Below are 25589 nucleotides of genomic sequence, written 5' to 3' on the forward strand. Positions count from 1 at the left end.
TTGCGGGATGAACCAGGGGACGGGTGAGTGGCCGAGCGAGGGCGATCACCAGCTTTTCGACGCCGTTGTCGCTCCCGTGGCCGCGCTGGCGCTTGTCCGCGACGACGAGAGTGGTGATGTCACTGTGCTCTCGCTCCTGGATACCGCGTGCAAGCCGCTTGTGCTAAGTGGTACGGCGGTGGTCATCTGGGATGAACTCGACGGGGAGCGCCCCGTGCGTCTCATCGTGAACCAGCTCGCCGCCGACTATGGGCTTGACGAGCAGGTCATCGGTGAGCAGGTCGTGGCGTTTGTGACGCAGCTGCTTGCCGCGCAATTGCTGCAGACGAAAGACGCGGCGCCGGCCTAGTTCGCCGCTGGCGCCGCTGCGCGGCAGTGGCTGAGCGTTCCCGCCTCAGCGTTCGTCGAACGCGCGCAGGTCGCGTCGTGCCTGCACGAGTCCGTGCATCCCGCGACTCACTCGGCGCCACCATGCTTTGCGCAGGCTGATCGTTCCGTTGCGCAGCTCGGGGTCGATCGCCTCGAGATCGGCGCGCGCGGGGAAGAAGGCGCGGGCGGCGATGCCGGGTTTCTTGAGGAGTGGCGCCCGCTGAAGCTTGAGCATCCACCCGGTCATGGCGTGCTCGGCTTTCGCGTTGAGTCGCCAGAGTCGAAGCGCCTCGCTCGCCGTCGAGTTCGGGATGAGCGGAACGTCGTGGCCGAGGTCGATGAGGAAGCGTCGCGCCGTCTGTGTCGAGTCGGTGCCTACCGCGTCCTGCAGAACCTGCTCGGTGAGCGATGTCGACCCGCGGGCGTCGGAGACGAACTCCGCGTCCGAGGGGTCCATCTTCTTGAGTGCATCCACCAGCTCCGAGTACTCGGTCATCTGCCTGGAGTCCGCTGAGACCTGGCCCTCCTCGCGGAGCGAGTGCAGAGCGAGCACGAGCGCGCTTCCCGCGCGGTCAGGGGTGTCTATGGGGTGGCCGGCGACGTCGACTTGGATGCGGTGCAGCCACAGGCGGTCGAATGCAGCCTGGGGCTCGCCGAGGAAGCCCGGCCAGTAGTGGTGCACGTCGATGTCGTTGGGCCAGGACTCGTGTATGAGGGTGCGCGAGTGCTGCTCGAGGAGTTTCGGGAAGTCGGGCCAGGGGCGGGGCGTCCAGCCAAAGGCGCCGAGGGCTCCGATCAGGTCCTTCGCTCGGGTCGGCTCGACGATGATGTCGACATCAGTCGAGTAGCGGCGCGTTCGGAGTCCCAGGTCTGCCGAGATGGGGCCCTTGATGACCAGCATGCGGATGCCCTGCTGGCGCGCGACGTGCTGGGTCAGGGCCGTCGACAAGGCAACACCATCGCTCACCGAGAAGGCGATGGTCGCGGCGTCCTGAGACGCGCCCGCTGCTGTCACTGAGGTCCTTCGATCTGCGTCGCGAGCCGAGAGAGCTCACCAGACCGAGCATATCGAGGTCGGCGAGCGGATGCGCGTCCCTGGTGATGCGTGGTTCTGGGCTGGTGTGCTGTTTTGTCCCAGAGTGGGGAGCACTGCCCTGTTCCGTTCCAAGAGTTCGTGCGCTTGGTAGTGTGTGCACCATGACGAGAACACTGCGCCTGAATCCCCTTGGCGTAGACGTCGAACTCCAGCTCGATGAGAGCATCTCGGCGGAGTTCGAGGCCGATCTGCGGGAATCCTGGTCAGACGTGACCGGTCAGGTGGGGGATGGGGAGCCAGACGAGACGCATCGTCTCGCGCTCTCGCCCTTCGACGAGCCTGAGGTTGGGGATGCGATTGGGGGTTCCACTGCCGACCTCGCGTCGCAGATCTCGACCCTCGTGACGCTCGACGCGATCGAGCACAACGGCGGACGCCTCGTGATGATCCACGCAGCTGGTGTTGCCCTTGACGACGGTCGGGTCATCGCCTTTGTCGGCCCCTCTGGCCGTGGCAAGACGACGCTCGCCAAGACCCTGGGCCGCGAGTTCGGGTATGTCACCGATGAGACCCTTGCCATCGACTTCGACGGCAACGTGCTGCCTTATCGCAAGCCGCTCTCGGTCATCGTCGACCCCGCCCAGCCGAAACAGCAGATCTCGCCGGCAAAGCTCGGCCTGCGGCCGTTGCCGGATGCGCCGCTCAAGATCGCCGCGATCGTGCTGCTCCACAGGGTCGAGGAGCACGAGCTCGAAGGTGGTCCCCAGCTGTCGCCCGTCGCGACCGGCAGTGCCATCGGCTGGATGGTGCCGGAGCTGAGCTACCTGCCTGCCCTTCCCGATCCGCTTGTGCAGCTTGCCGAGCTCATCGATTCGACCAACGGCGTGCGCCGGGTCACCTACTCGGAGGCGGCCCAGGTGGTCAACCTCGTTCCCGAGATTCTGTCGTCGCACGGCGACGTGCAGCCGTGGACTTCCGGACACAGCGAGGCTGACGCATCCACGCCGGCCGCGACCGTCGGTGAAGACTCCTACCGTCGGGCGGCTGGCGTGCACTGGCTGCTGTTCGCCAACGAGGCGGTCACGCTCGAGTCGCGAATCGTGCGCCAGCTCGCGGGCATCGCCCCGGGACTCTGGGAGCTCCTGGGTGAGTGGGTCACGCTCACGCAGCTGACGACCGAACTCATCGAGCAGTACGGCGAGGTGGCGGATTCGCGCGAGCTCGTCCAGGTCGCCCTCGAGGGCCTCGTCGAGGCCAACCTCGTGGAGCGCTCGCAGGCTGCGGTCGTCGGCAACACGGCCGGGCAGTGAGCGAAGCGTCAGCGCCTCACGCTGAGCGCGTGAGCGGGGCGCCACGGCGAGCCCCTCGTTCTCGGCTGCGACGCGTCACGTCGCATCCGCTGTTCCACCTGGTCGCGGCGTTCGCCGTGCTCGCGCTCGTGCAGGCCTTCTTCGTGAAGGTCTACGCGATTCCGTCGGCCTCGATGGATGACACGCTCGCCGTCGGCGACCGCATCCTGGTCAACCGCCTCGCGTACCTCGGCGACGCCGAGCCGGAGACGGGCGACATCGTCGTGTTCGCGGCGTCTGACACCTGGGACGAGGCTCCGCCGGAGCCGCCGAGCGACCCGCTGCGCTTCGCGGCGCGCGTAGTCGGCGAGGTCTTCGGCATCGGCCAGGGCTTCTCGCACATCCTCGTAAAGCGCGTCATCGCGACCGGCGGGCAGACCATGTCGGTCGACCCCGCCACCGGTGGCATCGTGGTCGACGGCACAGCGCTCGACGAGGGCTCGTACGTCGACCTCGACTTCGAGTTCGTGGCTGGCACGCTCGACTGCTCAACCTCGCCCGCCTCGCTTCGCTGCTTCGACGAGTTCACCGTGCCGGAGGGGCAGATCGTGGTGCTCGGCGACAACCGCACGAACTCCTCCGACTCGCTCGCCGCCTGCCGCGGCGGGGGAGTGGATGCGTCGTGCCTCCGCACCGTGCGCGATGACGACGTCGTCGGTGAAGTCTTCTCGATCGTGTGGCCGCTGCCGAGGTTCGGCGGGGTCTAGTGCCCCGAGTGGGAAAGAATCGCGTCATCTTCGCGGAATTCGTACACGAGATTCACCTGCGGCAGCCCAGTTGCCCCTCGCCCCCGCTAGTGTGTTCAGCGGACTCATCTGAAGAGTCCGCGAACGACGAAGCGGAGAATGTAGATGCCACGCGCCCTGATTACGGGAATTACTGGCCAGGACGGCCTTTACCTTGCAGAGTTGCTGCTCGGAAAGGGCTACGAAGTGTTCGGGCTCATTCGCGGGCAGAACAACCCGAAGCTGGAGCTCGTTCAGCGCACGGTTCCCGGCGTGAAGATCCTGACGGGCGACCTCACTGACGCGTCCTCGCTGACTCGAGTGCTCAACGCTTCGCAGCCTGACGAGGTCTACAACCTTGGCGCGATCTCGTTTGTCGCGTACTCGTGGGAGAACGCATCGGTCACGACCGACGTGACCGGCAAGGGTGTTCTGAACATCCTCGAGGCCACGCGCCTCTGGGCGGGCTCTGACCTCGACAAGGTGCGCTTCTACCAGGCGTCGTCGTCGGAGATGTTCGGCAAGGTGCAGCAGGTGCCGCAGAGCGAGGAGACGCTGCTCTGGCCGCGCTCGCCGTATGGTGTCGCGAAGACCTACGGGCACTACATGACCATCAACTACCGCGAGTCGTACGGAATGCACGCGTCGAGCGGCATCCTGTTCAATCACGAGTCGCCCCGTCGTGGTCCGGAGTTCGTGACGCGGAAGGTGACGCAGGCGGTCGCTCGCATCAAGCTGGGCCTGCAGGACGAGATCGTGATGGGCAACCTCGACGCGAAGCGCGACTGGGGTTTCGCTGGCGACTACGTCGACGCGATGTGGCGCATGCTCCAGCAAGAGGAGGGCGACGATTACGTCGTTGCTACGGGCGAGACGCACTCCATCAAGGAACTGCTCGATGTCGCGTTCAAGGCTGCGGAGATCGAGAACTGGGAGTCGTACGTGCGACAGGCGCCAGAGTTCATGCGTCCCGCCGAGGTCGACCTTCTCATCGGTGACCCGTCCAAGGCTCGCGAGAAGCTCGACTGGACTCCGACGGTATCGTTTGAGAGTCTCGTGCAGATGATGGTCGAAAGCGACCTCAAGGAGCAGGCCCAGCTGAATCGCTGACCTCTCACGCTCGAGAGCGTTAGTCAGGTACTTCAGAGGGGCGAGTTGTGGCACGAATCATGTTGACCGGTGCGACCGGACAAGACGGCAGCTACCTGCTGGACGTGCTGCGGGAGCGAGGCGATGACGTGCATGCGGTCGTGCGCAGCCCTGAGGAGGCGCGTAGCCTCGGCAAACTCGCCGGCGTGACGGCCCACCTGGCTGACCTCTCGAACGTGGGCGTGCTGCCCGATCTCGTCGATGAGGTCGAGCCGCAGCAGCTCTACAACATCGGCGGGTTCTCTTCCGTGGCGCAGTCCTGGAAGGAACCCGCTCTCGCGGGACTCGTGTCGGGTGTCGCGGTTGCAGGATTGCTCGAGGGTGCTTCGCGGGTTCGTGCACGCACCGGTCACGGTGCTCGCTTCCTCCAGGCTTCGTCCTGCGAGATCTTCGGTGACGGCGCGCCAGCTCCGCAATCCGAGTCGACGCCTATCGCGCCCACGAACCCATATGGCGCAGCGAAGGCCTACGCGCAGCACGCGGTCGGTTTCGCGCGCGCGCAGGGGGAGTTCGCGGCGTCGGTCATCCTGTACAACCACGAGTCGCCGCGTCGTCCTCTGTCGTTCGTGACTCGCAAGATCACGAACGGCGTTGCCCGCATCGCGGCTGGTCTCGATTCAGAGCTGCGACTCGGGAACCTCGATGCGAAGCGCGACTGGGGTTGGGCTCCCGACTACGTGGATGCGATGGTTCGCGTCATGAATGCGGATGAGCCGGGCGACTATGTCGTTGCGACCGGCGTATCGCACACGGTTCGCGAGTTCGTCGCCGCCGCGTTCTCCGCCGCCGGTGTCGAAGACTGGGAACAGTACGTCGTCATCGACAAACGCTTCTATCGGCCCGTGGATGCTGCAGAGACTCGCGGGGATGCGAGCAAACTGCGTGACGATCTCGGGTGGGCTCCGACGAAGAGCTTTGCAGATACGGTGGCGGCGATGGTTGAGCGTGACCTGCGCGGGGTCTCGAACTCGCAGGTATAGCCCCTGAGTCCCGCGTTCGTCAGGGCGTGATCGCTGGTGGCGATGGTCGGTGAAAGAATCGCCGAAGGCCCATGGCGGGCGACTCTACTAGCTTCCAGGACGCCCAGGCGAGTGGGATCGTGAGGAGTGTGGCAGCAAGCGCCGAACCCCACGGACCGAGCCACTGCGTTCCCAGCAGGGCAAGATACTGCTGAACAGGCCATGCCCAGATGTAGACGCCATAGGAGATGTCGTTCTTCACCCCCACGCGGATGGGCAGACGTGCCCCGAGCCAGAGGACCATGAAGGCGAATGCGAGGTGTCCAGCTACCCCCTGTAAGCCGAAGGCGGACAGGCCGGCAAAGAGGAGCGACGCGACTACAAAGTAGCTGAACTTTAGTTGAATGCGCTCGGAAAAGAAATAGATAACCATGCCCGCCAGGAAGAACGACCCGAGTCGCGTTCCGTTGAGTGCGAAGTCATTCGAAATTCCTAGTGCGACTACCGTTCCGGCCACCACCGCGAGGAATACGTAGACCGAAGTCACAACAACTGGCGCGTGGCGCCTGATCCAGGTCCACGTGAGAAGCACCGCTGCGATCATGTAGGCCGCGAACTCGTACTTCAACGTCCAGAGGGGCGCATTCCAGGTGCCGGGGAACGGTACCGACGTCAGTGTTGCGTCGATGCCGTACTGGAAGACCCAGAGCGTGAAGTTCTTCCAAACGTACGCGAGCCCGCTCGCCAGCTCGTAGCGCTCTCCGCTGATAAGCGTCGACAAGGGGGCCGCGACGAAAGCGACCAGGACGATACACGTCCAGAACGCTGGATAGATTCTGAGGCTGCGGTGAAGAGTGAACGTCCAGAACGGAAGCCGCATCCGCGACCCAGCTATTAGAAAGCCGGAGATGGCGAAGAAGCCGGAGACGGCCCATTCCCCTAGCCAGCTAAATGCAGTCTGGCTGAAGCCGCCGATGCTCCAGGAATGACCGAAAATGACGGCCGCCGCCAACACGAGTCGAACGAAGTTGAGCGCGTTGTGTCGAGTACTGAGCGCCACGGCCATCGTCTGAGCAGGACGAACGCCCTGTGTGTCACGCACGCGTGGCCCGAGAGGTCCTGCTTTGCTCACGACTCTCGCCTAATACGGGCGGCCAACGTCAGTCGCTCGACATGTTCGCTGAGTTCGTGCGCAGTGCGCGAATTCTCGTCGAGCGTCCACTGGGCGTGACGCTGCAGGTAGATGCTGAGTCCGACTCCGATGATGAGAAATCCTGGAATCGAGAAGAACGTCTCACCGAGACGGAATGAGCAAAGCAGGAGCGTGACCATCGCGGCTTCGACGATCCTGGCACCCGGGGTCGGCTTGCCCTTCGCGAGGAATTGGAAGCCTGCAAACGCGCAGAGGGCCAGTACTGCAATGGTGAACGGAGCGCCACCGTCGATCCAGAGGCCCCAGTAGGCGTTGTGAAAGAACCATGTGTCCCCGGCCACTTCTACCGTGCCCTCGCCGAGTCCCGATCCGTACCAAGGCGCGGCCTGGACTTTCTCCAACGAAGCTGCGTCAATGCGATCGCGAAGCTCGTCTGATCCGCTTCGTGCCGCGTAGGCACCAGTCTGGGCGAGGTTGCGTTCGGCGAAATCGAAGGCCGCGTACAAGCCGGCCGCCAGCAGTGCTCGAAAGAACGGACCGATTCGAGGCGCCAGGACCAGCCAGATCAGTCCCGCAGTCAGCGCAGCCATCGATGTCCGGGAGTCGGTCAGTACCACGCAGGCGGCCCCGCCCACGATGATCAGCAGCCGCGGCCAGAACTTTGTTGTGAGAACGAGAAGCAGAACTGTGAAGACGGCGTATGTGAGCCCAGCGACGTTCTTGTCGCCGAGGTAGCCCGTGAGTAGCCCGCCGTAGTTGTCTGGCGCGATGCCGGCGTAGAACAGCGGAACGTTGATGACCAGGGCGACCAAGATGCCGCGGAAACCGGATTCGGTGCTGATGCGACCGGTGGCCATGAAGCCTGCAATCGCCATGAGCAGTCCAATGCGACCCATGCGACTGATGTCTTCTGGGCCGAGACCCGTGAGGAGTGCCACGACGCCGAGATAGGCGAGGATCCCGATGCAGATGGCTGGGTACCAGTGGGCGCCAGCGAGGGTTCGGGTGGGCCGTCGGAATGCGGCAATAGCAACGAGAACGCATGCCGCGATCAAGTGGATGCCGATGGCCGTGCCGGGCACGAAGATAATCACGATGAACAACGCCATCAAGATGGAGTCACTGATCCGAGTGTCCGCAGCCTCTAGGAGCGAGGACCTAAGTCTCCCGATACGGGTGGCTGCTTCTCCGCCTTGGGTCGAACTGTCTATCACGTACACGATGCTACGGTGTGTTCTTGGCGCTGACCAACAGCGCTTCGACAGAGGCAGCCGGGGGGGGGCGCCTCCTGTCGCGTTCGATCGCCACGGTTTTTCGCGGCCCGCACGTAGCATGGAGTGCGGACGGTCATGGGATCGCCGGGGGCAAGCATAAGAGTCGGGTGGCTTTGCATGGCTGAGAGCGACAGAGCTCAACACAATGAGGGCGTACCTGCGCGACCACGCGTTGCCATAGCTCACGACTACATCACGCAGCGCGGTGGTGCCGAGCGGCTCCTGCTCTCCATGCATCACGCGTTTCCGGACGCGCCCATCTACACGACGCTCTACGACCCGGAGACGACGTACCCCGAGTTTCGGGACCTCGACATCGTTGTGTCACCGATCAACAAGATCGGCGTGTTCCGTCGCGACCACCGGAAGGCGTTGCCCTTCCTGGCGCCCGCCAGCTCGGCCATGAGGATTGACGCTGACGTGGTGCTCGCGTCGACAACGGGGTGGGCGCACGGCTTCAGAACAACAGGGCGCATGGTCGCCTACTGCAATACACCCGCTCGATTCCTCTACCTCCGAGACCAGTACCTCGGAGACGCTGGCCGTTTTTCGCTCCGCGCGATCGGATTGCGCGTATTGGCCCCATTCTTGCGGATCTGGGATCAACGAGCCGCACGTCGAGTCGACACCTACATCTCGAACTCTTCGGCGATCAAAGAACGTGTTCGGCAGGTTTACGGTCGGGAGTCAGAGGTCGTCTACCCCGCGCAGAGCGTGAATATCAACGGACCTCGAATCCCGGCTGCAGGAATCGAAGACTTCGTCGGCGAGGGCGGACACCTCCTCTTGGTCTCGCGACTGATGCCATACAAAAACGTTGACAAGGCGATAGCCGCCATCGGATCGCTTCCGAGCGAGCGCCTTGTCATCGTCGGCGACGGCCCGCAGCGAGCTGAACTCGTCGCAGCTCTGCCAGACAACGTTCGCCTCGTCTCTGGTATCACCGACGAAGAATTGCGCTGGCTCTACGCGCGGAGCAGGGCGCTGCTTGCGCCTTCGTTCGAGGACTTCGGGCTCACTGTGGTTGAGGCAGCAGCCTGGGGAAAACCGAGCATCGCGCTGCGCGCGGGGGGCTACCTCGACACGGTCTCCGAAGGGGTCACCGGCCGATTCTTCGACAGGGCCGAACCTGCGCAGATCGCGGCAGCAGTCGCCGCGTCTCGGTTTGACGTCTGGGATGTCGCCCGAATCAAAGCGCACGCGCGTGAGTTCTCGGAAGATGCCTTCGCCCGCAAGTTGCAGGCAGTGGTTGACGAGACGCTGGCTCGGGAGCAGGCTTGACGGTGTGCGCTCAAGCGTTTGCCAATCGTCATGAACTTGCTACTGTGGAATCTCCTCGCGCCCGAAGGCATCCAGCCTCGAGCGCGAATTGCTGTGTCAGAGAGAGGGTTGCGGCGTGACCGTACTTGACTTCATCCGGCTCACGGGTCGCAACTGGCGAACGCTCGCCATCGGGCTCGTGATCGGATTGATCGGGGCCTTCGGCTATACCCAGCTGCAGCCACACGTCTTCGAAGCGCGATCCTCGGGGTATGTCATTACCGGCGGGTCCACCGACGGCAGCTTCGCGTTTGATACGACCGAGGCTTCCATCGCCAAGGCCAACGGATATCTCGCGCTCATCAACAGCGCTCCGGTGTACGAGAAGATCGCGCAGAACCCCGAACTCGGACTCGCAGAGGGTGCGCGGCTTGACGGTCGCCTCACGGCGACGGTCGCCCCGAACAGCACACTGATCGTGGTCAGCGCTACGGCGAGCTCGCCGCAGGCGGCAGTTGCCCTGGCGAACGGTGCTCTGGAGGCCATGGCTGACGTCATCACCGATATCGAAACCCAAATCGGAGGTGGCACGTCGCAGGTCTCCGTGTTCCCGCTCGAAGATGCGACCGAGCCCTCGTCGCCGGTGACACCGAACCTGCGGAACAACCTCCTCATCGGTGCCGGCATCGGCATCGTCCTGGCGTACGTCTTCGTGTTCCTCCGCAAAGCGCTTGACGTGAAGGTGCGGACTTCCAAGGACCTCGCAGCTGCAACTCGCGCCGGTGCTCTTGGACGTATCCCCAAGTCGCCGCAGCTCATGGGAAAGAACCGCGGTACGAATGACGCAGACGCGATCGCCGCTGAGTCGTTCCGACGTCTCCGTACGAACCTGCGTTTCGCCAGCGTTGATGAAGAGATTCGTTCCATGGTCATCACGAGCTCCAACGCTGGTGAAGGCAAGTCCACGATCGCAACCTCGCTGGCACAGGTGCTGGCACAGTCGAACACTCCGACGATCCTCATCGACGCCGACCTCCGGCGACCGACGGTCGCAACGGTGCTTGGTATCGACGGCAAGGTCGGACTGAGCGAAGTGTTGAGCGGCCAGGTCTCCCTTGAGGACGCGCTCGTGGCTTCGAAGGTCCCGGGCCTGTACGTGCTTCCCTCCGGACGGATCCCCCCGAACCCGTCCGAGATGCTTGGTTCGGAGGCCATGAAGTCCATCATCAGCCTGTTGTCCACCGATTACGTGGTGGTTATCGACGCTCCGCCGCTCCTTCCCGTCACCGACGCCGCCGTGCTCTCGACTCGCGTCGATGGGGTCGTGCTGGTTGCGACCGCCGGGCGCACGCGTCGCGAGGACGTCTCTGCGGCCCGCGACATGATCGACCAGGTCAACGGACGTCTGCTCGGAACGGTGCTGAACATGGTGCCGCCCCGCGACACCGCAGATGGCTACGAATACCGCCGGAACCGCAGCTACTACGTGACGGCGGACAAGAAGGGCATGCCGGTCCTCAAGTCCGTCAAGCGCGGACATGAGCAGCCTGAAGCCTTCGCCGTGCCATACCAGGCACAGGCACCCGCCCAGACTTCCTCGGTGCCGTCCGCTCCGGCTCGAACTCCTGCGGGCGCATCGGCGGCCCGAGAGTCGCTTGCTCCCACGCGCTCCGCTGCGCGTCCGACGGTTGTAGTCGAGCCTTCGGCCCAGCAGTCGTCGACCGAGCCTGAGCTTCCCAGCCGACGCTCTCGACGAGGCGCTTAGTGCCGAGTCTGCTCTTCGTCTGTCACGCCAACATCGCTCGATCTGCAGCGGCCGAGTTCCTCGCCCGTAGGCGCCTCGGCGATGCGAGCGAGTGGCAGGTTTCGAGCGCTGGGGTCCGCGCGCTGGTCGGTGAGGACATCGACCCGACGATCGCGCAGGCCGTGCATGGACTGGGTGCAGAGACACCGGGCCATTCGGCCAGACAAGTTGATGCCTCGATGCTGCAGGCGGCGGACCTCGTGCTTGCATTCGAGGGTACGCACCGCTCTTGGATGCTGAGCGAATGGCCGAGATCCGTCAAGAAGACGTTCACGATTCGCAGCGCGGCAACATTGCTCGAGACCGCGCCGCGCCGCGCCGCGCCGCTGTCGTACCTCGCGAGCAACAAGACACCGCCCGGTGGCGACCTGGACTTCGCTGACCCATACGGTCGCGGACCGGCGGTCGCCGAACAGGCTGTCGCACAAATCGACGCGCTCTTGGCCGTTATCCTTCCTGGTATCGACGCCGTCGCCCGGCCACCACGTCTGCTGACGAATTGACTTCAAAGGACTAAACGTGAAGATCGCGCGCTTCCTCACTGAGGCCCCACCGTCACTTCGCTGGCACGTGAGTGGCGTGGCGTCGCGTCTGGTGTACAGCAGAGCGTTCAGAGCTTTCGGTCCAGCCAGCGTCATCGTGAAACCACTTCGCCTCCGCGGTGTGGAGCGGATACGGATCGGGTCCGGTTGCTCTATCTATGAAGGCGCGTGGCTAGAAGCGGAAACTGGTGGGGAACTTGAAATCGGAAGCGACGTCTACATTGGCCACGATGTTCACCTGCACGCGGTGTCGTACGTTCGCATCGGCTCCGGATCCATGCTCGCTGACGGTGTCATGATCAACGCTGGTGGTCACGACCTGGAATCCGGCAAGTCGAACACGAGCGGCGGCGACATCATGGTCGGCCGAAACTGCTTCATAGGGCATCGCGCGGTGATCCTCGGCGGCGTGACTATCGGCGATGGCGCAACGATTGGCGCGGGAGCTATCGTCACACGCGATGTGCCCGAAGGAGCGACAGCGGTCGGAGTACCGGCGCGTGTAGTGACAGCACCGGGTTCCAGCATTCAGTGATGACACATCAAATCCTATTGGTCAGCCCAGGTTTTCATGGCTATTGGAGTGCCATCGCCGCGGCCTTCGAATCGCTGGGCGCCGAGGTGACAACACATCGGTACGACGAGCACTCAACGCTCGCAGAGCGCGCTCAAAACAAGTTCCTGCACGATCTACCAGAGCAATTGCGTTGGGGCGCTGCCGAGGAGAGAGCGACAAGGCGGGCTGTTGATCGATTACGCGCCGGTAGCTTTGATGCTGTTGTTGTGATCAAGGGTGACCAGCTCGGTGCTGCCTGGTGGGAGGCACTCGCCAAGAGCGGCATCCCAAGCGTGGTCTGGCTGTATGACGAGATCCGACGCACCCGATATTCACTCGACTTCCTTGCGCGCATCGGCCCCATTGCCAGCTATAGCAAGCAGGACGTCGTCGCGCTGCAGGCGGCCGGAGCGACCGCCGGCCATGTGGCGCTCGGATACGACTCACTGCTCGACTTCGCATCGGTCACGTCTTCTGCCGTGACGCTGGTCGGAGCCCGGTACCCGAATCGGGAGGCGCTCCTGGTGGGGATCAGATCCGCCGGAGTTCCCGTGCGTGCGTACGGCCGCGAGTGGTCACGTCGCCTCTGGGATGTGGCCCGCACGCGTCGCCTACGTGGTGCTGGCATCCCCTCAGGGACAGACCTGAACCGCGCGTCCGCCTACGGGGTCATGGCTGGCAGCCTCGCGACACTGAATATTCACTCGAATCAAGACGGATTCACGATGCGGACCTTCGAGGCCGCCGGCGTCGGCGCCCTTGAGCTCGTCGACCGCGCAGACGTCAGCGAGTTCTACGAGATCGGGAAAGAACTCCTGGTCTTCGACACCGTGGAGGACATCGTCGAGTCCGCGCACAAGGCTCAGAAGGATCCCTCGTGGGCGCGCGCCATTCGCGCGGCCGGCCGGAAACGCACGCTCGCCGAGCACACGTTGACTCACCGTGCGCGAAGCCTGGAGGCGATGTGGGCCTGAAATTCAGCGAGGATCTTGAAGCGTGGCACCGCTGGCAGCAGTCGCGGTCGCTCAAGAACCGAATGATGAAGCATCTGAGGCGGCCGGCAGGACCTCCAGAGTTCGTGCTTCTCACTAACGGCCCCGCGCCGCGGCTCCTCGTGCCGATCGAGGCGCCGAGGCCCAGCTCAGTTGCTGCGTACACGGCGCCACTGCGCTTCCTCGGCGATGAGCAGATCGCCGTGCTCGCGCCGAGCGACATCAGTCACCTTCTCGAGGGCGACTGGACAGCCGCACAATTGCTGGGTCGCGAACTGCCGCACAGCCTCCGCGAGATCCGCACAGTGTTTTCGGCGGGAAGCTACCTGCCTGCGGGCGAGCTCGCGTACGAGTGGAGCCGAGCGCTCCGTGCGCAATTCGTAGTGGCACAGCATGGACTCATGACTCCGTTAACGCCCCCGTTGGCGCGCGACGCGCACCTGCTCGCCTTCTCGGAGGCGGACGCAGGCTACTGGAAATCTGGTCGCGGCGATGTCAGCCACGAGGTCGTCGGAGCCCAGATCCTGTGGAACGCCGCACGGCGTCGACGTGCCGAGGGTGCAGCCGTCGACGCTAAGCCCGTCTTCCTCGGTCAACTGCACGGAGCTGAGCTGCCTCGCCGCATCTCCGCCGCGACTTCCCAGCAGTTCTGTCGCGAGACAGGCGCGGAGTACCGGCCACATCCGTCGGAGACCGATCGGCTGTCCCGCATGCAGCACCAGGCCTGGCGACGGCGTGGAGTCGAGTTCGAAAGCTCTGGCCTGCCACTCGGACAGTTGCATCGGCCAGTGGTCTCCATCTTCTCCACGGGTGTTCTCGAGGCGGCGGCGGCGGGCGAACAGGCGTGGGTCACGTGCGTGAACCCACCAGATTGGATTCTGGACTTCTGGGAGCGCTATGGTCTTTCCCAGTGGGGCGAGCAGTCAACGCCTGCCCCGCATGTTCCCCAGACAGAGCCAGCAAAATTGATAGCCGCGAGTCTCGCGCGAATTCTGGAGGGAGCAGCATGAGGATCCTCTGCGTCATCCCTGTTCGGGGAGGCTCCAAGGGTATCCCGGGCAAAAATGCGCTGCCCGTTGCAGGCAAGCCTCTGCTCGCTTGGACAGTCGAACAAGCCCTCGAGGCTCGACCCATGATGAACGTGCTTGTCTCGACCGACGACGAGCTGCTCGCATCGATCGCACGCGCGGCAGGCGCGAATGTGCCTTGGTTGCGACCAACGCATCTCGCTCAAGACACGACAGCGACAGAACCCGTCGTCGAGCATGCCATCGCCGAGTACACGGCCGCGGGTGAGCGACCGGACGCTGTCATGTTGCTGCAGGCGACGTCCCCGCTGCGGTTGCCCGGCACGCTGGACCGGGCGATCACGCAGTTCGAAAGCAGCGGAGTTGACTCTATGGTCGGCGTTGTCCCGCAGGCTCCGTTCCTCTGGCAGTACGGGCCAGATGTGGCAAACGAGCCGCGGGCGCATTTCACCGTCGACGCGCGACCGAGACGTCAAGAACTCGAACGCTCGCAGATGTTCTACCGCGAGACGGGCTCTCTCTACCTCACCAAGACCGAAATCTACGAGACGCTCCACAACCGCCTCGGCGGCAAGATCGGCCTCTTCGAAATGGACGAGCGGGAGGGAATCGACATCGACACGATGCTCGACCTCTCGATCGCCGACCATCAGCTCTCCAACCTCCACACTGACGCGGCCACCGCTGGGTCATCAGAAGCAGCAACAACGACAGACAAGGACCCCGCTCAGTGATCATCGAGCGCAACCTCACGCCCTACATTGTGTTCGCCGAAGACTCCATCGTCGTCGGCCTCCAGAAGATCAGCGCCAACCAGCAGCGCATCGTGTTCTGCGTCGACGAGCACGGTCGCCTCCAGGGTTCGCTGTCCGACGGCGACTTCCGCCGTTGGATCGTGGCGAATCCGACTACGTCGCTCGACGTCAGCTGCGTGGAGGTGTCGAACCGCCAGGTGCGTACCGCGCCGGCAGAGTCCACACCCGCAGATCTGGCGCCGCTGCTCGGCCGCGGGGGAGTGACTCACCTCCCGCTCGTCGATGAGACCAATCACCTCGTGGCCGTCGCCATCGACCGCACAGACGTGCTCCGTATCGGCAGCCACGAGATCGGCGAGGGAAAGCCCGCGTTCCTGATCGCAGAGATCGGCATCAACCACAACGGCTCCGTCGACCTCGCCAAGGAGCTCGTCGACCTCGCGGCCGATGCCGGGGCCGACGCGGTGAAGTTCCAGCTGCGTGACCTCGACTCGCTCTACCGCCAGTCGGGCGGATCCAGCGCCGGCGAGGACCTCGGGGCCCAGTACACGCTCAACCTGCTCTCCCGCTTCTCTCTCCCGGCAGAAGAGCTCTTCAAGGTCTTCAACCACGCTCGTGACCGTGGCGTCGACCTCATGTGCACGCCGTGGGATTCGAACAGTGTGCAGGCCCTCGTCGACTACGGCATCGACGGTCTCAAGATCGCCTCCGCGGATCTCACGAACCACGAACTGCTCCGTGACGCCGGCTCGCGCGGGCTGCCCATGATCCTCTCAACGGGTATGTCCCGCGAAGCGGAGATCCTGGAAACCGTGGGTCTCATGCGCTCACTCGGCTCGAGCTTCGCGCTGCTGCACTGCCAGTCGACCTACCCGGCGCCGTACAAGGACGTGAACCTCGCCTACCTCGATAGGCTCAAGGAGATCGGCGAGAGCATCGTCGGCTACTCCGGCCACGAGCGCGGATGGCATGTGCCCATCGCGGCGGTCGCGCGCGGCGCGCGTATCATCGAGAAGCACTTCACGATCGACCGCGGCATGGAGGGCGTCGACCACAAGGTCTCGCTGCTTCCGGACGAGTTCCGTCAGATGGTCGAGCAGATCCGCGAGGTCGAGAGCGCTATCGGCAGCAACGGCCCCCGCGAGGTCTCGACGGGTGAAGCCATGAACCGAACGAACCTCGCCAAGTCGCTCGTCGCCGCACGCCCCATCGCGCTCGGCGAGGTGCTCAAGCTCGAGGACATCGACATCAAGAGCCCCGGCCGTGGCCTCCAGCCGAACCGTCTCGACGACCTCGTGGGCCGGACCACGAACCGTGCCATGGACGCCGGAGACTTCTTCTTCGACGGCGACCTCACAGACACGGCTCCGATTGGTCGTGACTTCCAGTTCGATCGCCCGTGGGGGCTGCCGATCAGGTACCACGACTACCAGACCTTCATCAAGGACGCGACTCCTGACTTCCTCGAGTTCCATTTCTCGTACAAGGACCTCGAGATCGACCCCGACTCGGTGTTCACCGAGCCGCTCGACATGGACTTCACGACCCATCTGCCCGACCTCTACTCGGGTGATTTCATCGTCGACCTGGCCTCGTTCGACGACGAGCATTGGGAGCGGTCGATTCGCGAGGTGCAGCGCACCATCGACACGACTCGGTCGCTGAGGAAGTGGTTCTTGAAGTCGACGGAGCCGATCATCGTGGTCACGATGGGTGGCATCACGACCGATAAGCATGTCGAGCCGCACGAACGTCGCGCCATGTACGACCGCATCGAGGCTGCGCTCGCGCGCCTCGACACGGAGGGCGTGCAGATCGGCGCGCAGACGTTGCCCCCGTTCCCGTGGTTCATGGGCGGTCAGCAGTTCTGCAACCTCTTCGTCGATCCTCGCGACACCGCGGAGTTCTGCGAGCGCACGGGCACGAAGCTCACCTTCGATGTCTCGCACTCCAAGCTCGCAGCCAACTTCGTCGGCATCCCGTTCTCCGAGCTCACCGATCTCCTCGCCCCGCACAGTATCCACCTGCACCTGGTCGACGCGAAGGGCGTCGACGGCGAGGGCGTGCAAGTTGGCGAGGGCGAGATCGATTGGCCACTGCTCGCTGGCCAGCTGAACGAGTACACGCCGAACGCGCCGTTCATTCCCGAGATCTGGCAGGGCCACATCAACAACGGGCAGGGGTTCTGGACGGCGCTCGACCGGCTCGAGAAGTGGCTGTAGCGAGCGACGCTCCGCGCGACGACGTGAGGCACGCAAAGCCCGTCGCGCTGTGGGTGGTTCCCGTATCCGCGTTGGGCGGAGTCGCGAGGCACGTACTCGACGCGGCTGGCGCCGGAATCCCCGGCTACGAGCTCGTCGTGCTCACACCGGAGGGCCCGCTCGTCGCGGAACTGCAGAAGCGGGGCATTCGTGTCGCTGTCGGCGCCTTCGGTCCCGACGCGGGCGTCGCCGCCTCAATCCGGACGCTCCGCACCGCAGCAGCGCGCTTGCGACCGGCGGTCGTGCATTCGCATCTCTCCTACGCAGACGTCATCGTGGCGGCAGCACCGTTGCCGAAGAACACGATTCGGGTGACGACTGAGCATGGAATCGCCGGCGACGACCGCGTCTATCACGGCAACGCTGCGAAATCGAGGCTAATGGCGGCCGTGCACAGCACACGCCTTCGGCGCTTCGACGCGGTCATCGCCGTCTCCGAGGCGACGAAGCAGGCCATGATCGAAAAGTGGGCGCCTCGACAGGAGATCCAGGTCATTCTCAACGGCGTCGATTCCGTCGAATCGAACAAGGACCAGGTCGGCAGCGAGTCGAGCGCGTTGCGCATCCTCGCCCTGGCGCGCCTCTCCCCGGAGAAACGCATCCCGCAACTGCTCCGGGCGTTTCACGTGGTGCTGGAGTCGAGCCCCGACGCGCACCTCACGGTCGCTGGTATCGGCGACCTCGAGGCGGAACTCAAGGCGCTTGCGCGCGAACTCGGCATCGAGCGGTCCGTCACATTCCCCGGCTTCGTGGACCCAGACGAGGCCATGTCGGAAGCCGACGTGCTCGCGCAGCTCTCCGTCTGGGAGAACTGCTCGTACTCACTCCTCGACGCCGCAAACCGGGGCATGCGCGTCGTCGCGTCCAACGTCGGTGGCAACCCGGAGATCGTGGACCCTCGTGGTCTTGTCGACGCAGACGACATCGGCGGAGTGGCTCGTGCCTTGCTCGACCCGGACGCCGCGACCCGTCTCGACAACTGGCCGACCGTGCGCGACATGACGGCGTTGGTCGCCGCGGTCTACCAGGGATCGGGCGCTCGATCCGCGCATCCTGAGCATCGTGGCAGCATCACGCTGGCCACCAACAACGGGGACCTCGGAGGCGGCGAGGTGATGCTCCTGAGCCTCGCCCGCATGCTGCGCTCGCTTGACGTCGACGTCACGGTTGTGGGCCCGTCCGAGCCGCACGGACTGATCGACGCAGCTCGAGCTCAAGGGGAGACCGTCGTCGAGCTCGACGCCACTGATCGGCGTTCTTGGATGCTGTCGCTCCGCGCCTGGGATGCGAAGCACCGTCGCGGGCTTCTCTGGTGCAACGGACTCGTTCCAGCAGCAGCAACGGCAGGGCATCCGGATCGGCTCGTGCACCTGCACCTGCTCCCGAGCGGTGTCGTGCAGAAGTCACTGGCCGTCATCGCACGGTGGAGAACGCTCGCGACGCTCGTTCCGTCCGAGTGGATGCGCGCACAGGTGCCGGGAGCTGAGACGCTGCAGAACTGGACGGGTGAGGTCGCACTCGTCGGGCCACGGGCGAGCGAAACAGGCGTCACCGTTTTGGGTTTTCTCGGGCGACCGTCGGTCGGCAAGGGAGTCGACGTGCTCGCGCGCGCGCTTCGTCAGCTGGATGGAGCTGACCCAGGGGCATTCCGACTCCGCATCGGAGGCGAGCCCTTCTTCGTCTCGAGGGGTGAGCGCGATGCCGTCGAAGCAGCGCTGAAGTCTGTCGAACCCCTCGTTGATCGTGTGGGCTGGGTCGATCGCGATGAATTCCTCGGATCAATCGATCTGCTCGTCGTGCCCTCCGTCTGGCCGGAGACGTTCGGTCTCGTGGTCGCAGAGGCGATGGCTGCCGGTGTCCCCGTCATCGTCAGCGATGCTGGGGCCCTCCCGGAGATCCTCGGCGATAACGGTGATGTGTTCGCGTCCAACGACGTGGCTGCACTTGTGCGACTAGTGCTCCAGCGGCGTGCGGAGGGCGCCGAGACTCGCAGGGAGCAGAACCGGGTTCGTTGGGAGTCGCTGTATAGTCCAACGGCAGCTGCGCAGCGTGTCGGACGTCTGGTGGAATCCTTGCGCGTTTGAGAGCTTCGGTCCACAGGTGATGACCGTCCGCTCGAGCCCCGAGCTCACGGCCGGAGCCGACGTGCGCCTATTCTGCTATGCAGCTGAGGGCAATCGCATAGGCGGAGGGGCACGTGCTGACACGAACGAAGATTCTCGTGCGTGGGCGACAACCGCCGCTTTCGAACTGGCTGACCAGGAGACGCGTTCTCCTGCCGACAAGCGAAGCGTGAGCCTTCCGCCGCCGGCACCCGTGCGAACGAAGGTGGATCCGCCGCCCGACGGGAACACGTGAGTGAAGCTCGATAACGAGGCGGGCGCAAACGAGAACACGTGCCCGCTGGACGTTGTCGCGGTGAGGGTCGACGGTTCGACGTCAGAGTAGGTGAACCACATGGTCAGTGAAATCTCGTTTGCGCTGAGGCTCACGGTTTCAACCGCCTGGAACGGCTGGCTGACGGTGAAGTCACGGTCGCAGACCGCCTCACTCGAGCCACCGCTGGCCGAGTGAGCGGGCGTCGCCGCTACCGCAGCAAGAACGGGCACGGACCATTCGCTCAGAAGCGATCGTCGGGCCAGTCGTTCGCTCATGGATTATGTTAACGCGTCGTCACCGGTCGGCATCCAGTTGCCAAGATCGCCAGGAACTCGGATCGGTGTGAGTGAATGGACCAACCGGTGCCCACCCCAGGTCGCCGCTGGCCCGGCCCTGCAGCAGCTCGTGCCAGGTGGTGGTCAACTCGTCATCTGACTTCGCGTCCTGGTCATGCCAGTGCGCACCCAGATCGGAGTCATCACCCCGTTCGCGCAGCGCGACGGCGCCCTGTCTAACCTTGCGTCGAAGCTGCTCGAACGATCTCCACGGGTAATGAAGGATGAACAGGCCGGTGGTGACATCGCCCGGAACAAGCGCGTAGTGGTTGCCGGTGAAGAACCACAGCAGCGGGACTGCACGTGCCGCGACCTTCGGGAGCTTGTGGGCCGTCTGATCGATGCGCACCTCACCAGACGACGGACCTCGCAGCACTGGAGTCTTGTCGGTCGGGAACGCGTTGTAGATGGATGCCTCGACGCGGGGTGAGTCGGCGCGTCCCAGATAGGCCCCAACCGTCATGCCCGCCGCAAACCAGAACTCGTCCGCATCGACCGGCACAACCCATTCAGCACCAGCGAGTCGCACGGCGCGCCCGAGCGCGCTCATCTTCTGGTCCTGGAAGTAGCCGACCTCAGCGTCGATGCCGACGAAGAGCGGGTACCTCCCCGCAAGCTCGCGGAGGACTTCTAGGGTCCCGTCCGTCGACCCGTTGTCGACGATGAGCATCGCGTCGAAGTCCTGGGTGAAGATGTGCTCGACGAGTGCGGCGATGACGTCTACTTCGTTCTTTACCATCGCAATCGCCCAGATCCTCCGACCCAATGGCAGCGTTGGCAGCGTGAGCCCGCGAAGGACCTTGCGTCGTTGCTCCCAGTGCTTGGTGCTCATCCAGCGCTTCGCCGTGCGCACAGCAACCTCGCGGCTCGAGTGCGACCAGTCGACCGTCACAGTGATTCCCGCCCTGAATGAGGCAGCGGTTGCCAGGCGTGGTGGACTTCCGTCTTGAAGATGTGGCGGGGTGCGAGGTCTCGACCGAGCACACGACGTCCCGCGTTGACCCCGAAATTAGCGAGGCTCGCGCCCGTGAGCACCATCCTGTGGGCGAACTCGAGCGGTCGACCTCCCCACTTCCGGCTGTACTGCAAAGTACCCGCGACCACCCAGCCGCGACGCTTCGACGAATCAGAGGAGCCGCCTCCCTCGTGCTCGATGCTGACCGTGCCGAGGTAGATGCTCGGCACCCCGCGACGCCGGAGCCGTCGCTGCAGATCGATCTCCTCGCTGTTCATGTAGAAGCCCTCGTCGAAGCCGTGGACCGCGCGGAACTCGGCCGTGGGCAGGAGCATCACAGCGCCGACCACCCAATCCACGCCCAGGACCTCACCCGACCGAGCGCGTGTGTCGTGCCCGACAGCTTCGCGCCAAGCGTTCGTCGACCTGAATCGGGCGAGCGGGCTCAACGCGATCGTCAGATGGTGACGCAACCGGGGATAGTGGCGTGCCGTGGAGTGAGGGTGGCCATGCTCGTCGACGACATCTGGGGAGATGACCGCCGGCATGAGCGGTTCAGCGGCCTCGTGAAGCGATGCAAGAAAGCCGTCCTCGATAACGACGTCACTGTTGAGCACGAGAAGGTGGTCGAAACGCGCAAGCGCAGCTCCAGCGTTGACGGCGCTCCCGAAACCGCCGTTCCGGACACGACGGGTAACTGTGACCCCCGCCGTCGTTGGGAAAGGAAGTGGCGATTCGTCGTCGGCGATGATGATCTCGGTGTCGAAGTCCGTCGACTGCGACTTGAGGGCGTCAATGAGCGGCATGGTTCGGGCCGGGTCGCCGTAGAAGGGGATGACGATCGACATGCCAGCGCGGAGTCCAGTCACGACAGTGGGTCCATTTCAGTGTTGATTGCAGCCATCACGGGCCTCAAGTCAGCCGCTTCTCAGCGGCGACATCGCTCGACTTCTGAGCGTGAAAGTGCGTGGTGTCTCCTCGGCCAAATCTGCGCCCGGCCATTCCCGCAGCTTCCACACAGAATGCGAGCAGCTTCCCACTCACGGCGTCAGGGAGGAACCGGATCGAGCGATCGACACCGCGACCCAGCGTCCTGCAGCGCTGTCGGTTCGTGAGCATGCTTGCGAGGGCTGCGACTGCGGTCCGCCAGAACCGCTGGAGGAGGGAACCGCCGTGGTGTTGGTCGACCCGCAGAACACCGGGATGGCGATCGCTGAACGCCTTTGCTGAGGCGCCAGAGATGAAGGCACGCGGGATTCGGGCTTCGGCATTCTGCGCGGGTCCTCGGTGCAGGGTTTCGAGCTGCGGGTCGACGAGAATCGTGAGCCCTCGTTGGTGGAGACGAAAACCGAGTTCGGAGTCCTCACCGTAGAAGAGGGTCTCATCGAACCCGCCGACGGCCAGAAGATCCAGACGCGGGGCAGAGTTGTTCGCGGCCCAGGCGATCCAATTCTGGTCGCTCTCACGTGCGTATGTGGCGCGCAGTGCACGCTGGTTCGCGGGGCGTCCATAGGCGGAGGCATAGCGGCTGTTTGGAAAGACGTCGCGAGTGGGCCCAATGATGCCGGATGCTGCACCGTGGTGATGGCTCAGGTGGCGGCTGATGAAATCGCTCTGAGGCGTGAGATCGTCGTCGCAGCGGATGACGATGCGCCCCTGGGCTTCCCGAAGTCCGACATTCATCGCCTTGCTAATGCCCTGCGAGATCTCGTGGACGATCCAGCGGAGTGGGAGCCTATCGGCGTGCTCGGCGAGGAGCTGCTCGGTGTCATCGAGACGACCGTCGATCACGACTAAGAGTTCCCAATCGCCAGCGAAGTCCTGCCGCTCGAACGCATCGAGGAGGTCCGGCAGGCGGTGCACTCCGCTGTATGACGGCACGATTACGGTGCACTCGACACCGGGCCCGGGGGCCGGGCTGATCGGTTGCGACTCCGTCATTTGAGGTCCCCTTCGGTCTGAGCGTCGAGTCGTGTTGCGTCATCCTGAAGCTTCGTAAGTTCCTCGTTCAGATGCGGGGCTTGGATCCCGAGCTCGTCACGCACGATCGCGAGCCGGTGTCGCCAGTCGAGCCGCCGCAGCGCCTGAGCGCGATTCTGACGAGCGAACGAGGGCGACCATGCTCTGACTGCACCTCGGATGCGATCGAGGCCATCCAGCAGATCGGATGACGGCAGTTCGAGGAGGGCGCCAGGCCAAAAAAGCTCGTCCGCGCTTGCGGTCTTTGGCGAAATCCCTGCAACGATCGCGCCGGCACTGAGCGCGTCCAGCCAGCGGCCGGTCACGTACTCACGCGTGGGATGCGTATATGAAGAGGTATGCGCGATATTCGAGAACGCCAACGTGAACTTCGCGTTGGCAAGGGACTCGTCCGCGTTCCTGCGGCTTTGTTCGTCGTCAGACCCGAACGGCGGTCGTCCCGCGTATCGAATGCCCTGCGCTTCCGATGCTTGCCTAGTGGTCTCGTCGTCGTCCCACTCGTCTGGCTGCCGCCCGACTCGTTGGAGATCGATCGCCCGGTCGTCCGGGGTGAAAGGCATGCGCAAGGCATCTGTGCCCCAGGCGAGGGCAGACACGGGGGCAGCAGACGCTGCGGCCCACTCCTCCACGTCCTCGTGGCCTGTGACGTACAGCTGGTCGAAGTACCCGGCAGTCCTCGCGACACGGGGGACTCGGTCGACCCAGAAGCTGTCGATGACCCAGCCGGCCACCTTGCGGTACCGACGGCGCCACTGGCGTCCGAGCAGGATTGACGTCAGGTGCGCGGGATGCGGTGCGATGACGAGGCAGGCCTTCGCCTCCGCTGCTCGTCTGGGGGCAGCAAGGAGGCTGCGCGGAGTCTGCATGCGCGTATAGCCCCGAGAGCCATCGACCTGGATGAGCTGGCCCCCCAGCGTGGTTGCTGCCAGCTCTGCCAGTCGTTCGATCTGTCCCCAGCCGCGTCCACCGGGGTGGGTGTAGATGACATCGATCTCGCTCATGCGCTTCAGCCCAGGCTTCCAAGCTCGACGAGCCGCTCAAAGTCCGCGTTCGACTGGCGCAGCTGCGAGAACGTGCCTGTGCTTTCCACTGCGCCGTCCTTCATGAACACGATCGTGTCGGCGTCCCGTACGGTGGAGAGTCGGTGGGCGACGACGATGATCGTCATGTCGCCACGCAATCCGGCGACTGTCTCGGTGATCTGGTGTTCCGTGACGTTGTCGAGGGCCGACGTCGCTTCGTCGAGGATCAGGATCTGCGGCCGGCGGTACAGTGCTCGTGCGATCCCGACGCGCTGACGCTGACCACCGGAAAGGCGAACGCCGCGCTGACCGAGCCGTGTCTGCAACCCGTCGGGGAGGTCAGCGACGAAGCCCGTGAGGCGGGCTTGCTCGACGACCTGCGCGACGCGTTCGCGGTCGATGTCTGCCGGATCGACTCCGTAGGCGATGTTGTTCTCGAGGGTGTCGTCGACCATGTAGACGTCCTGAGGAACCAGTCCCACTGACTCGAACCAGGCGACGAGATCGTCATGAATCGAGCGCCCGCCGCACCGCACGTCGCCTCTCGTCGGCGGAATGAGCCCCAGGATGATGTCGAGCAAGGTGCTCTTGCCGGCACCACTCGCGCCAACGATGGCCGTGGTCTTGCCCTCCTGGACGGTGAGACTCACACCATCGAGCACTGCGCGCTCCGAGTCCGGGTAGCGGTAGGTGACGCCCGAGATCGTGATCGGTCCGCGGAACTTATGGTCGGTCTTGCGTGCCTCCGAGTGGCGCTCCTCCTCGTCGAGCTTCTCGACTTCTTCGACGAGCGTGTGCATTGCACCCTGTCCCGCGCGCACGGTGCCGATCGTCGCGGTCACACGGTTCAGCGTTGGCAGGAGACGCAGAGAGGCGGCAGCGAAGACTCCAAGTACAGCGAGCGCGTTCTCGGGGGTTCCTGTCGCGAAGAGGATCACGGCCATGCCGATGACCGCGAGGATGAAGCTCACTTCGAGCGTGTAGCGCGGCAGCTCGCTCAGCATGGTCGTTCGGCGCTGTGCCTGCGCTTGCGACTCGCGGGCATGCCCGAAGGCCTTCACGAAACGATGGCCGCTCGATGTGAGGCGCGATTCGCGAAAGCCGTCGAGGCCGGGCATGATCGCGGCCCAGGCTTCGCCGTCGGCATCGACGTACTGCTTGCCTGCACGGATCTGTCGCTGTTTGAGGATTGCCTGGATCGACCAGGTTGCGACCGAAAAGAAGACCACTGCGAACAGGGTGGCCAGTGGCGAGGCGATGAGCAATACGAGCGCGAGCATGAGCAGCACGAGCGCGTCGCTCAAGAGGCTAAGCAGACCCAGGCCTACCTGGTTGAACGTCTGCGATACAGCTACGCCGATATTCCGATAGACGTCCGCTAGGTTGCGCTTCTTGTGTGAGCCATAGCTCGAGAGCACGTAGCGCCGCATGAGCTCGACCGACGCTTCCGCAGTCAGCACGGCAGTGTGCCCAAGTAGCCACCAGCGAAACAGGATGGATGTGACGCTCTTCGCGACGAAGCAGACCGCGACGAGCCCAGCGAGCACGACGACCAGGGTCGAGACCTCCGACGTGCCGACAGCCTCACTGACAGCTCCAACGAAGCCAGACTGCGTGTCGCCCGTTGTCAGCAGTGTCATGAGCGGCAGCATCGCCGCGACGCCGATTGTGTCCAGCACGGCCAGCAGTACAGACCCTATTACGGC

General features: G+C 64.3%; 22 protein-coding genes. 14 read left to right on the forward strand and 8 right to left on the reverse strand.

The window, feature by feature from the left end; translation table 11 throughout:
* Positions 1 to 7: 7 nt before the first annotated feature.
* Entirely contained in the window at positions 8 to 349 is a 342-nt protein-coding gene (locus ACPYN9_RS05430; RefSeq protein WP_424464626.1) for a PqqD family protein, read from the forward strand.
* A 45-nt stretch (positions 350 to 394) separates the two neighbouring features.
* Here the strand turns inward: ACPYN9_RS05430 and ACPYN9_RS05435 are convergent, their stop codons facing one another.
* The gene (locus tag ACPYN9_RS05435) at positions 395 to 1384 is read right to left on the reverse strand and encodes a nucleotidyltransferase family protein (RefSeq protein ID WP_424464628.1); all 990 of its coding nucleotides are present in this window, start codon (positions 1382 to 1384) and stop codon (positions 395 to 397) included.
* Positions 1385 to 1566: 182 nt separating this feature from the next.
* On the opposite strand from ACPYN9_RS05435, the gene ACPYN9_RS05440 reads away from it, so the two are divergent.
* The 4 genes from ACPYN9_RS05440 (at position 1567) to ACPYN9_RS05455 (ending at position 5608) form a co-directional block, all read left to right on the forward strand.
* Positions 1567 to 2715, forward strand: a complete 1149-nt coding sequence (locus ACPYN9_RS05440) for a hypothetical protein (RefSeq protein ID WP_424464630.1) — start codon at positions 1567 to 1569, stop codon at positions 2713 to 2715.
* A 29-nt stretch (positions 2716 to 2744) separates the two neighbouring features.
* Positions 2745 to 3461 (forward strand): signal peptidase I, encoded by a 717-nt coding sequence (gene lepB / locus ACPYN9_RS05445; protein WP_424464632.1) that lies wholly within the window; start codon positions 2745 to 2747, stop codon positions 3459 to 3461.
* Positions 3462 to 3605: 144 nt separating this feature from the next.
* Positions 3606 to 4589 carry a GDP-mannose 4,6-dehydratase gene (locus ACPYN9_RS05450; RefSeq protein WP_424464633.1) on the forward strand — a complete coding sequence of 328 codons (984 nt, stop codon included), beginning with the start codon at positions 3606 to 3608 and terminating at the stop codon, positions 4587 to 4589.
* Positions 4590 to 4636: 47 nt separating this feature from the next.
* Positions 4637 to 5608 (forward strand): GDP-mannose 4,6-dehydratase, encoded by a 972-nt coding sequence (locus tag ACPYN9_RS05455; protein ID WP_424464634.1) that lies wholly within the window; start codon positions 4637 to 4639, stop codon positions 5606 to 5608.
* 19 nt (positions 5609 to 5627) lie between these two features.
* Here ACPYN9_RS05455 and ACPYN9_RS05460 read toward each other — a convergent pair whose 3' ends face one another.
* On the reverse strand, positions 5628 to 6719 hold the full coding sequence (locus ACPYN9_RS05460) for an acyltransferase family protein (RefSeq protein ID WP_424464636.1): 1092 nt from the start codon (positions 6717 to 6719) through the stop codon (positions 5628 to 5630).
* Positions 6716 to 7843 carry a hypothetical protein gene (locus ACPYN9_RS05465; RefSeq protein WP_424464637.1) on the reverse strand — a complete coding sequence of 376 codons (1128 nt, stop codon included), beginning with the start codon at positions 7841 to 7843 and terminating at the stop codon, positions 6716 to 6718. Before ACPYN9_RS05465 ends, ACPYN9_RS05460 begins: the two co-directional genes overlap by 4 nt.
* A 288-nt stretch (positions 7844 to 8131) precedes the next feature.
* On the opposite strand from ACPYN9_RS05465, the gene ACPYN9_RS05470 reads away from it, so the two are divergent.
* The 9 genes from ACPYN9_RS05470 (at position 8132) to ACPYN9_RS05510 (ending at position 19296) form a co-directional block, all read left to right on the forward strand.
* The gene (locus ACPYN9_RS05470) at positions 8132 to 9295 is read left to right on the forward strand and encodes a glycosyltransferase (protein ID WP_424464638.1); all 1164 of its coding nucleotides are present in this window, start codon (positions 8132 to 8134) and stop codon (positions 9293 to 9295) included.
* 115 nt (positions 9296 to 9410) lie between these two features.
* On the forward strand, positions 9411 to 11039 hold the full coding sequence (locus ACPYN9_RS05475) for a polysaccharide biosynthesis tyrosine autokinase (RefSeq protein ID WP_424464640.1): 1629 nt from the start codon (positions 9411 to 9413) through the stop codon (positions 11037 to 11039).
* Positions 11039 to 11581 (forward strand): hypothetical protein, encoded by a 543-nt coding sequence (locus ACPYN9_RS05480; RefSeq protein ID WP_424464642.1) that lies wholly within the window; start codon positions 11039 to 11041, stop codon positions 11579 to 11581. Before ACPYN9_RS05475 ends, ACPYN9_RS05480 begins: the two co-directional genes overlap by 1 nt.
* A 16-nt stretch (positions 11582 to 11597) precedes the next feature.
* Positions 11598 to 12155: an acyltransferase gene (locus ACPYN9_RS05485; RefSeq protein ID WP_424464644.1), complete on the forward strand. Its 558-nt coding sequence runs from the start codon at positions 11598 to 11600 to the stop codon at positions 12153 to 12155.
* Positions 12155 to 13150 (forward strand): CgeB family protein, encoded by a 996-nt coding sequence (locus tag ACPYN9_RS05490; RefSeq protein WP_424464645.1) that lies wholly within the window; start codon positions 12155 to 12157, stop codon positions 13148 to 13150. The genes ACPYN9_RS05485 and ACPYN9_RS05490 overlap by 1 nt, the downstream gene beginning before the upstream one ends.
* Positions 13151 to 13254: 104 nt before the next feature.
* Entirely contained in the window at positions 13255 to 14178 is a 924-nt protein-coding gene (locus ACPYN9_RS05495) for an RNA-binding protein (RefSeq protein ID WP_424464646.1), read from the forward strand.
* Positions 14175 to 14930 carry a cytidylyltransferase domain-containing protein gene (locus tag ACPYN9_RS05500; RefSeq protein ID WP_424464648.1) on the forward strand — a complete coding sequence of 252 codons (756 nt, stop codon included), beginning with the start codon at positions 14175 to 14177 and terminating at the stop codon, positions 14928 to 14930. The genes ACPYN9_RS05495 and ACPYN9_RS05500 overlap by 4 nt, the downstream gene beginning before the upstream one ends.
* Positions 14927 to 17173 (forward strand): N-acetylneuraminate synthase family protein, encoded by a 2247-nt coding sequence (locus ACPYN9_RS05505; protein ID WP_424464650.1) that lies wholly within the window; start codon positions 14927 to 14929, stop codon positions 17171 to 17173. The genes ACPYN9_RS05500 and ACPYN9_RS05505 overlap by 4 nt, the downstream gene beginning before the upstream one ends.
* A gap of 23 nt (positions 17174 to 17196) precedes the next feature.
* Entirely contained in the window at positions 17197 to 19296 is a 2100-nt protein-coding gene (locus ACPYN9_RS05510; RefSeq protein WP_424464652.1) for a glycosyltransferase family 4 protein, read from the forward strand.
* A gap of 589 nt (positions 19297 to 19885) precedes the next feature.
* Here ACPYN9_RS05510 and ACPYN9_RS05515 read toward each other — a convergent pair.
* The 5 genes from ACPYN9_RS05515 to ACPYN9_RS05535 are packed head-to-tail and all read right to left on the reverse strand — an operon-like array spanning position 19886 to position 25562.
* Positions 19886 to 20758 carry a glycosyltransferase family 2 protein gene (locus ACPYN9_RS05515; protein ID WP_424464654.1) on the reverse strand — a complete coding sequence of 291 codons (873 nt, stop codon included), beginning with the start codon at positions 20756 to 20758 and terminating at the stop codon, positions 19886 to 19888.
* Positions 20759 to 20814: 56 nt separating this feature from the next.
* A complete protein-coding gene (locus ACPYN9_RS05520) occupies positions 20815 to 21750 on the reverse strand; it encodes a glycosyltransferase family 2 protein (protein ID WP_424464656.1) in 936 nt (311 codons plus the stop codon).
* Between the two features lie 43 nt (positions 21751 to 21793).
* Entirely contained in the window at positions 21794 to 22822 is a 1029-nt protein-coding gene (locus ACPYN9_RS05525; RefSeq protein WP_424464658.1) for a glycosyltransferase family 2 protein, read from the reverse strand.
* Positions 22819 to 23862 (reverse strand): glycosyltransferase, encoded by a 1044-nt coding sequence (locus ACPYN9_RS05530; RefSeq protein WP_424464660.1) that lies wholly within the window; start codon positions 23860 to 23862, stop codon positions 22819 to 22821. The genes ACPYN9_RS05525 and ACPYN9_RS05530 overlap by 4 nt, the downstream gene beginning before the upstream one ends.
* Positions 23863 to 23867: 5 nt before the next feature.
* Entirely contained in the window at positions 23868 to 25562 is a 1695-nt protein-coding gene (locus tag ACPYN9_RS05535; RefSeq protein ID WP_424464662.1) for an ABC transporter ATP-binding protein, read from the reverse strand.
* Positions 25563 to 25589 lie beyond the last annotated feature (27 nt).

It is taken from the genome of Pseudoclavibacter helvolus, from assembly GCF_049707175.1.
GTDB classification, from domain to species: Bacteria; Actinomycetota; Actinomycetes; order Actinomycetales; family Microbacteriaceae; genus Pseudoclavibacter; species Pseudoclavibacter helvolus_A.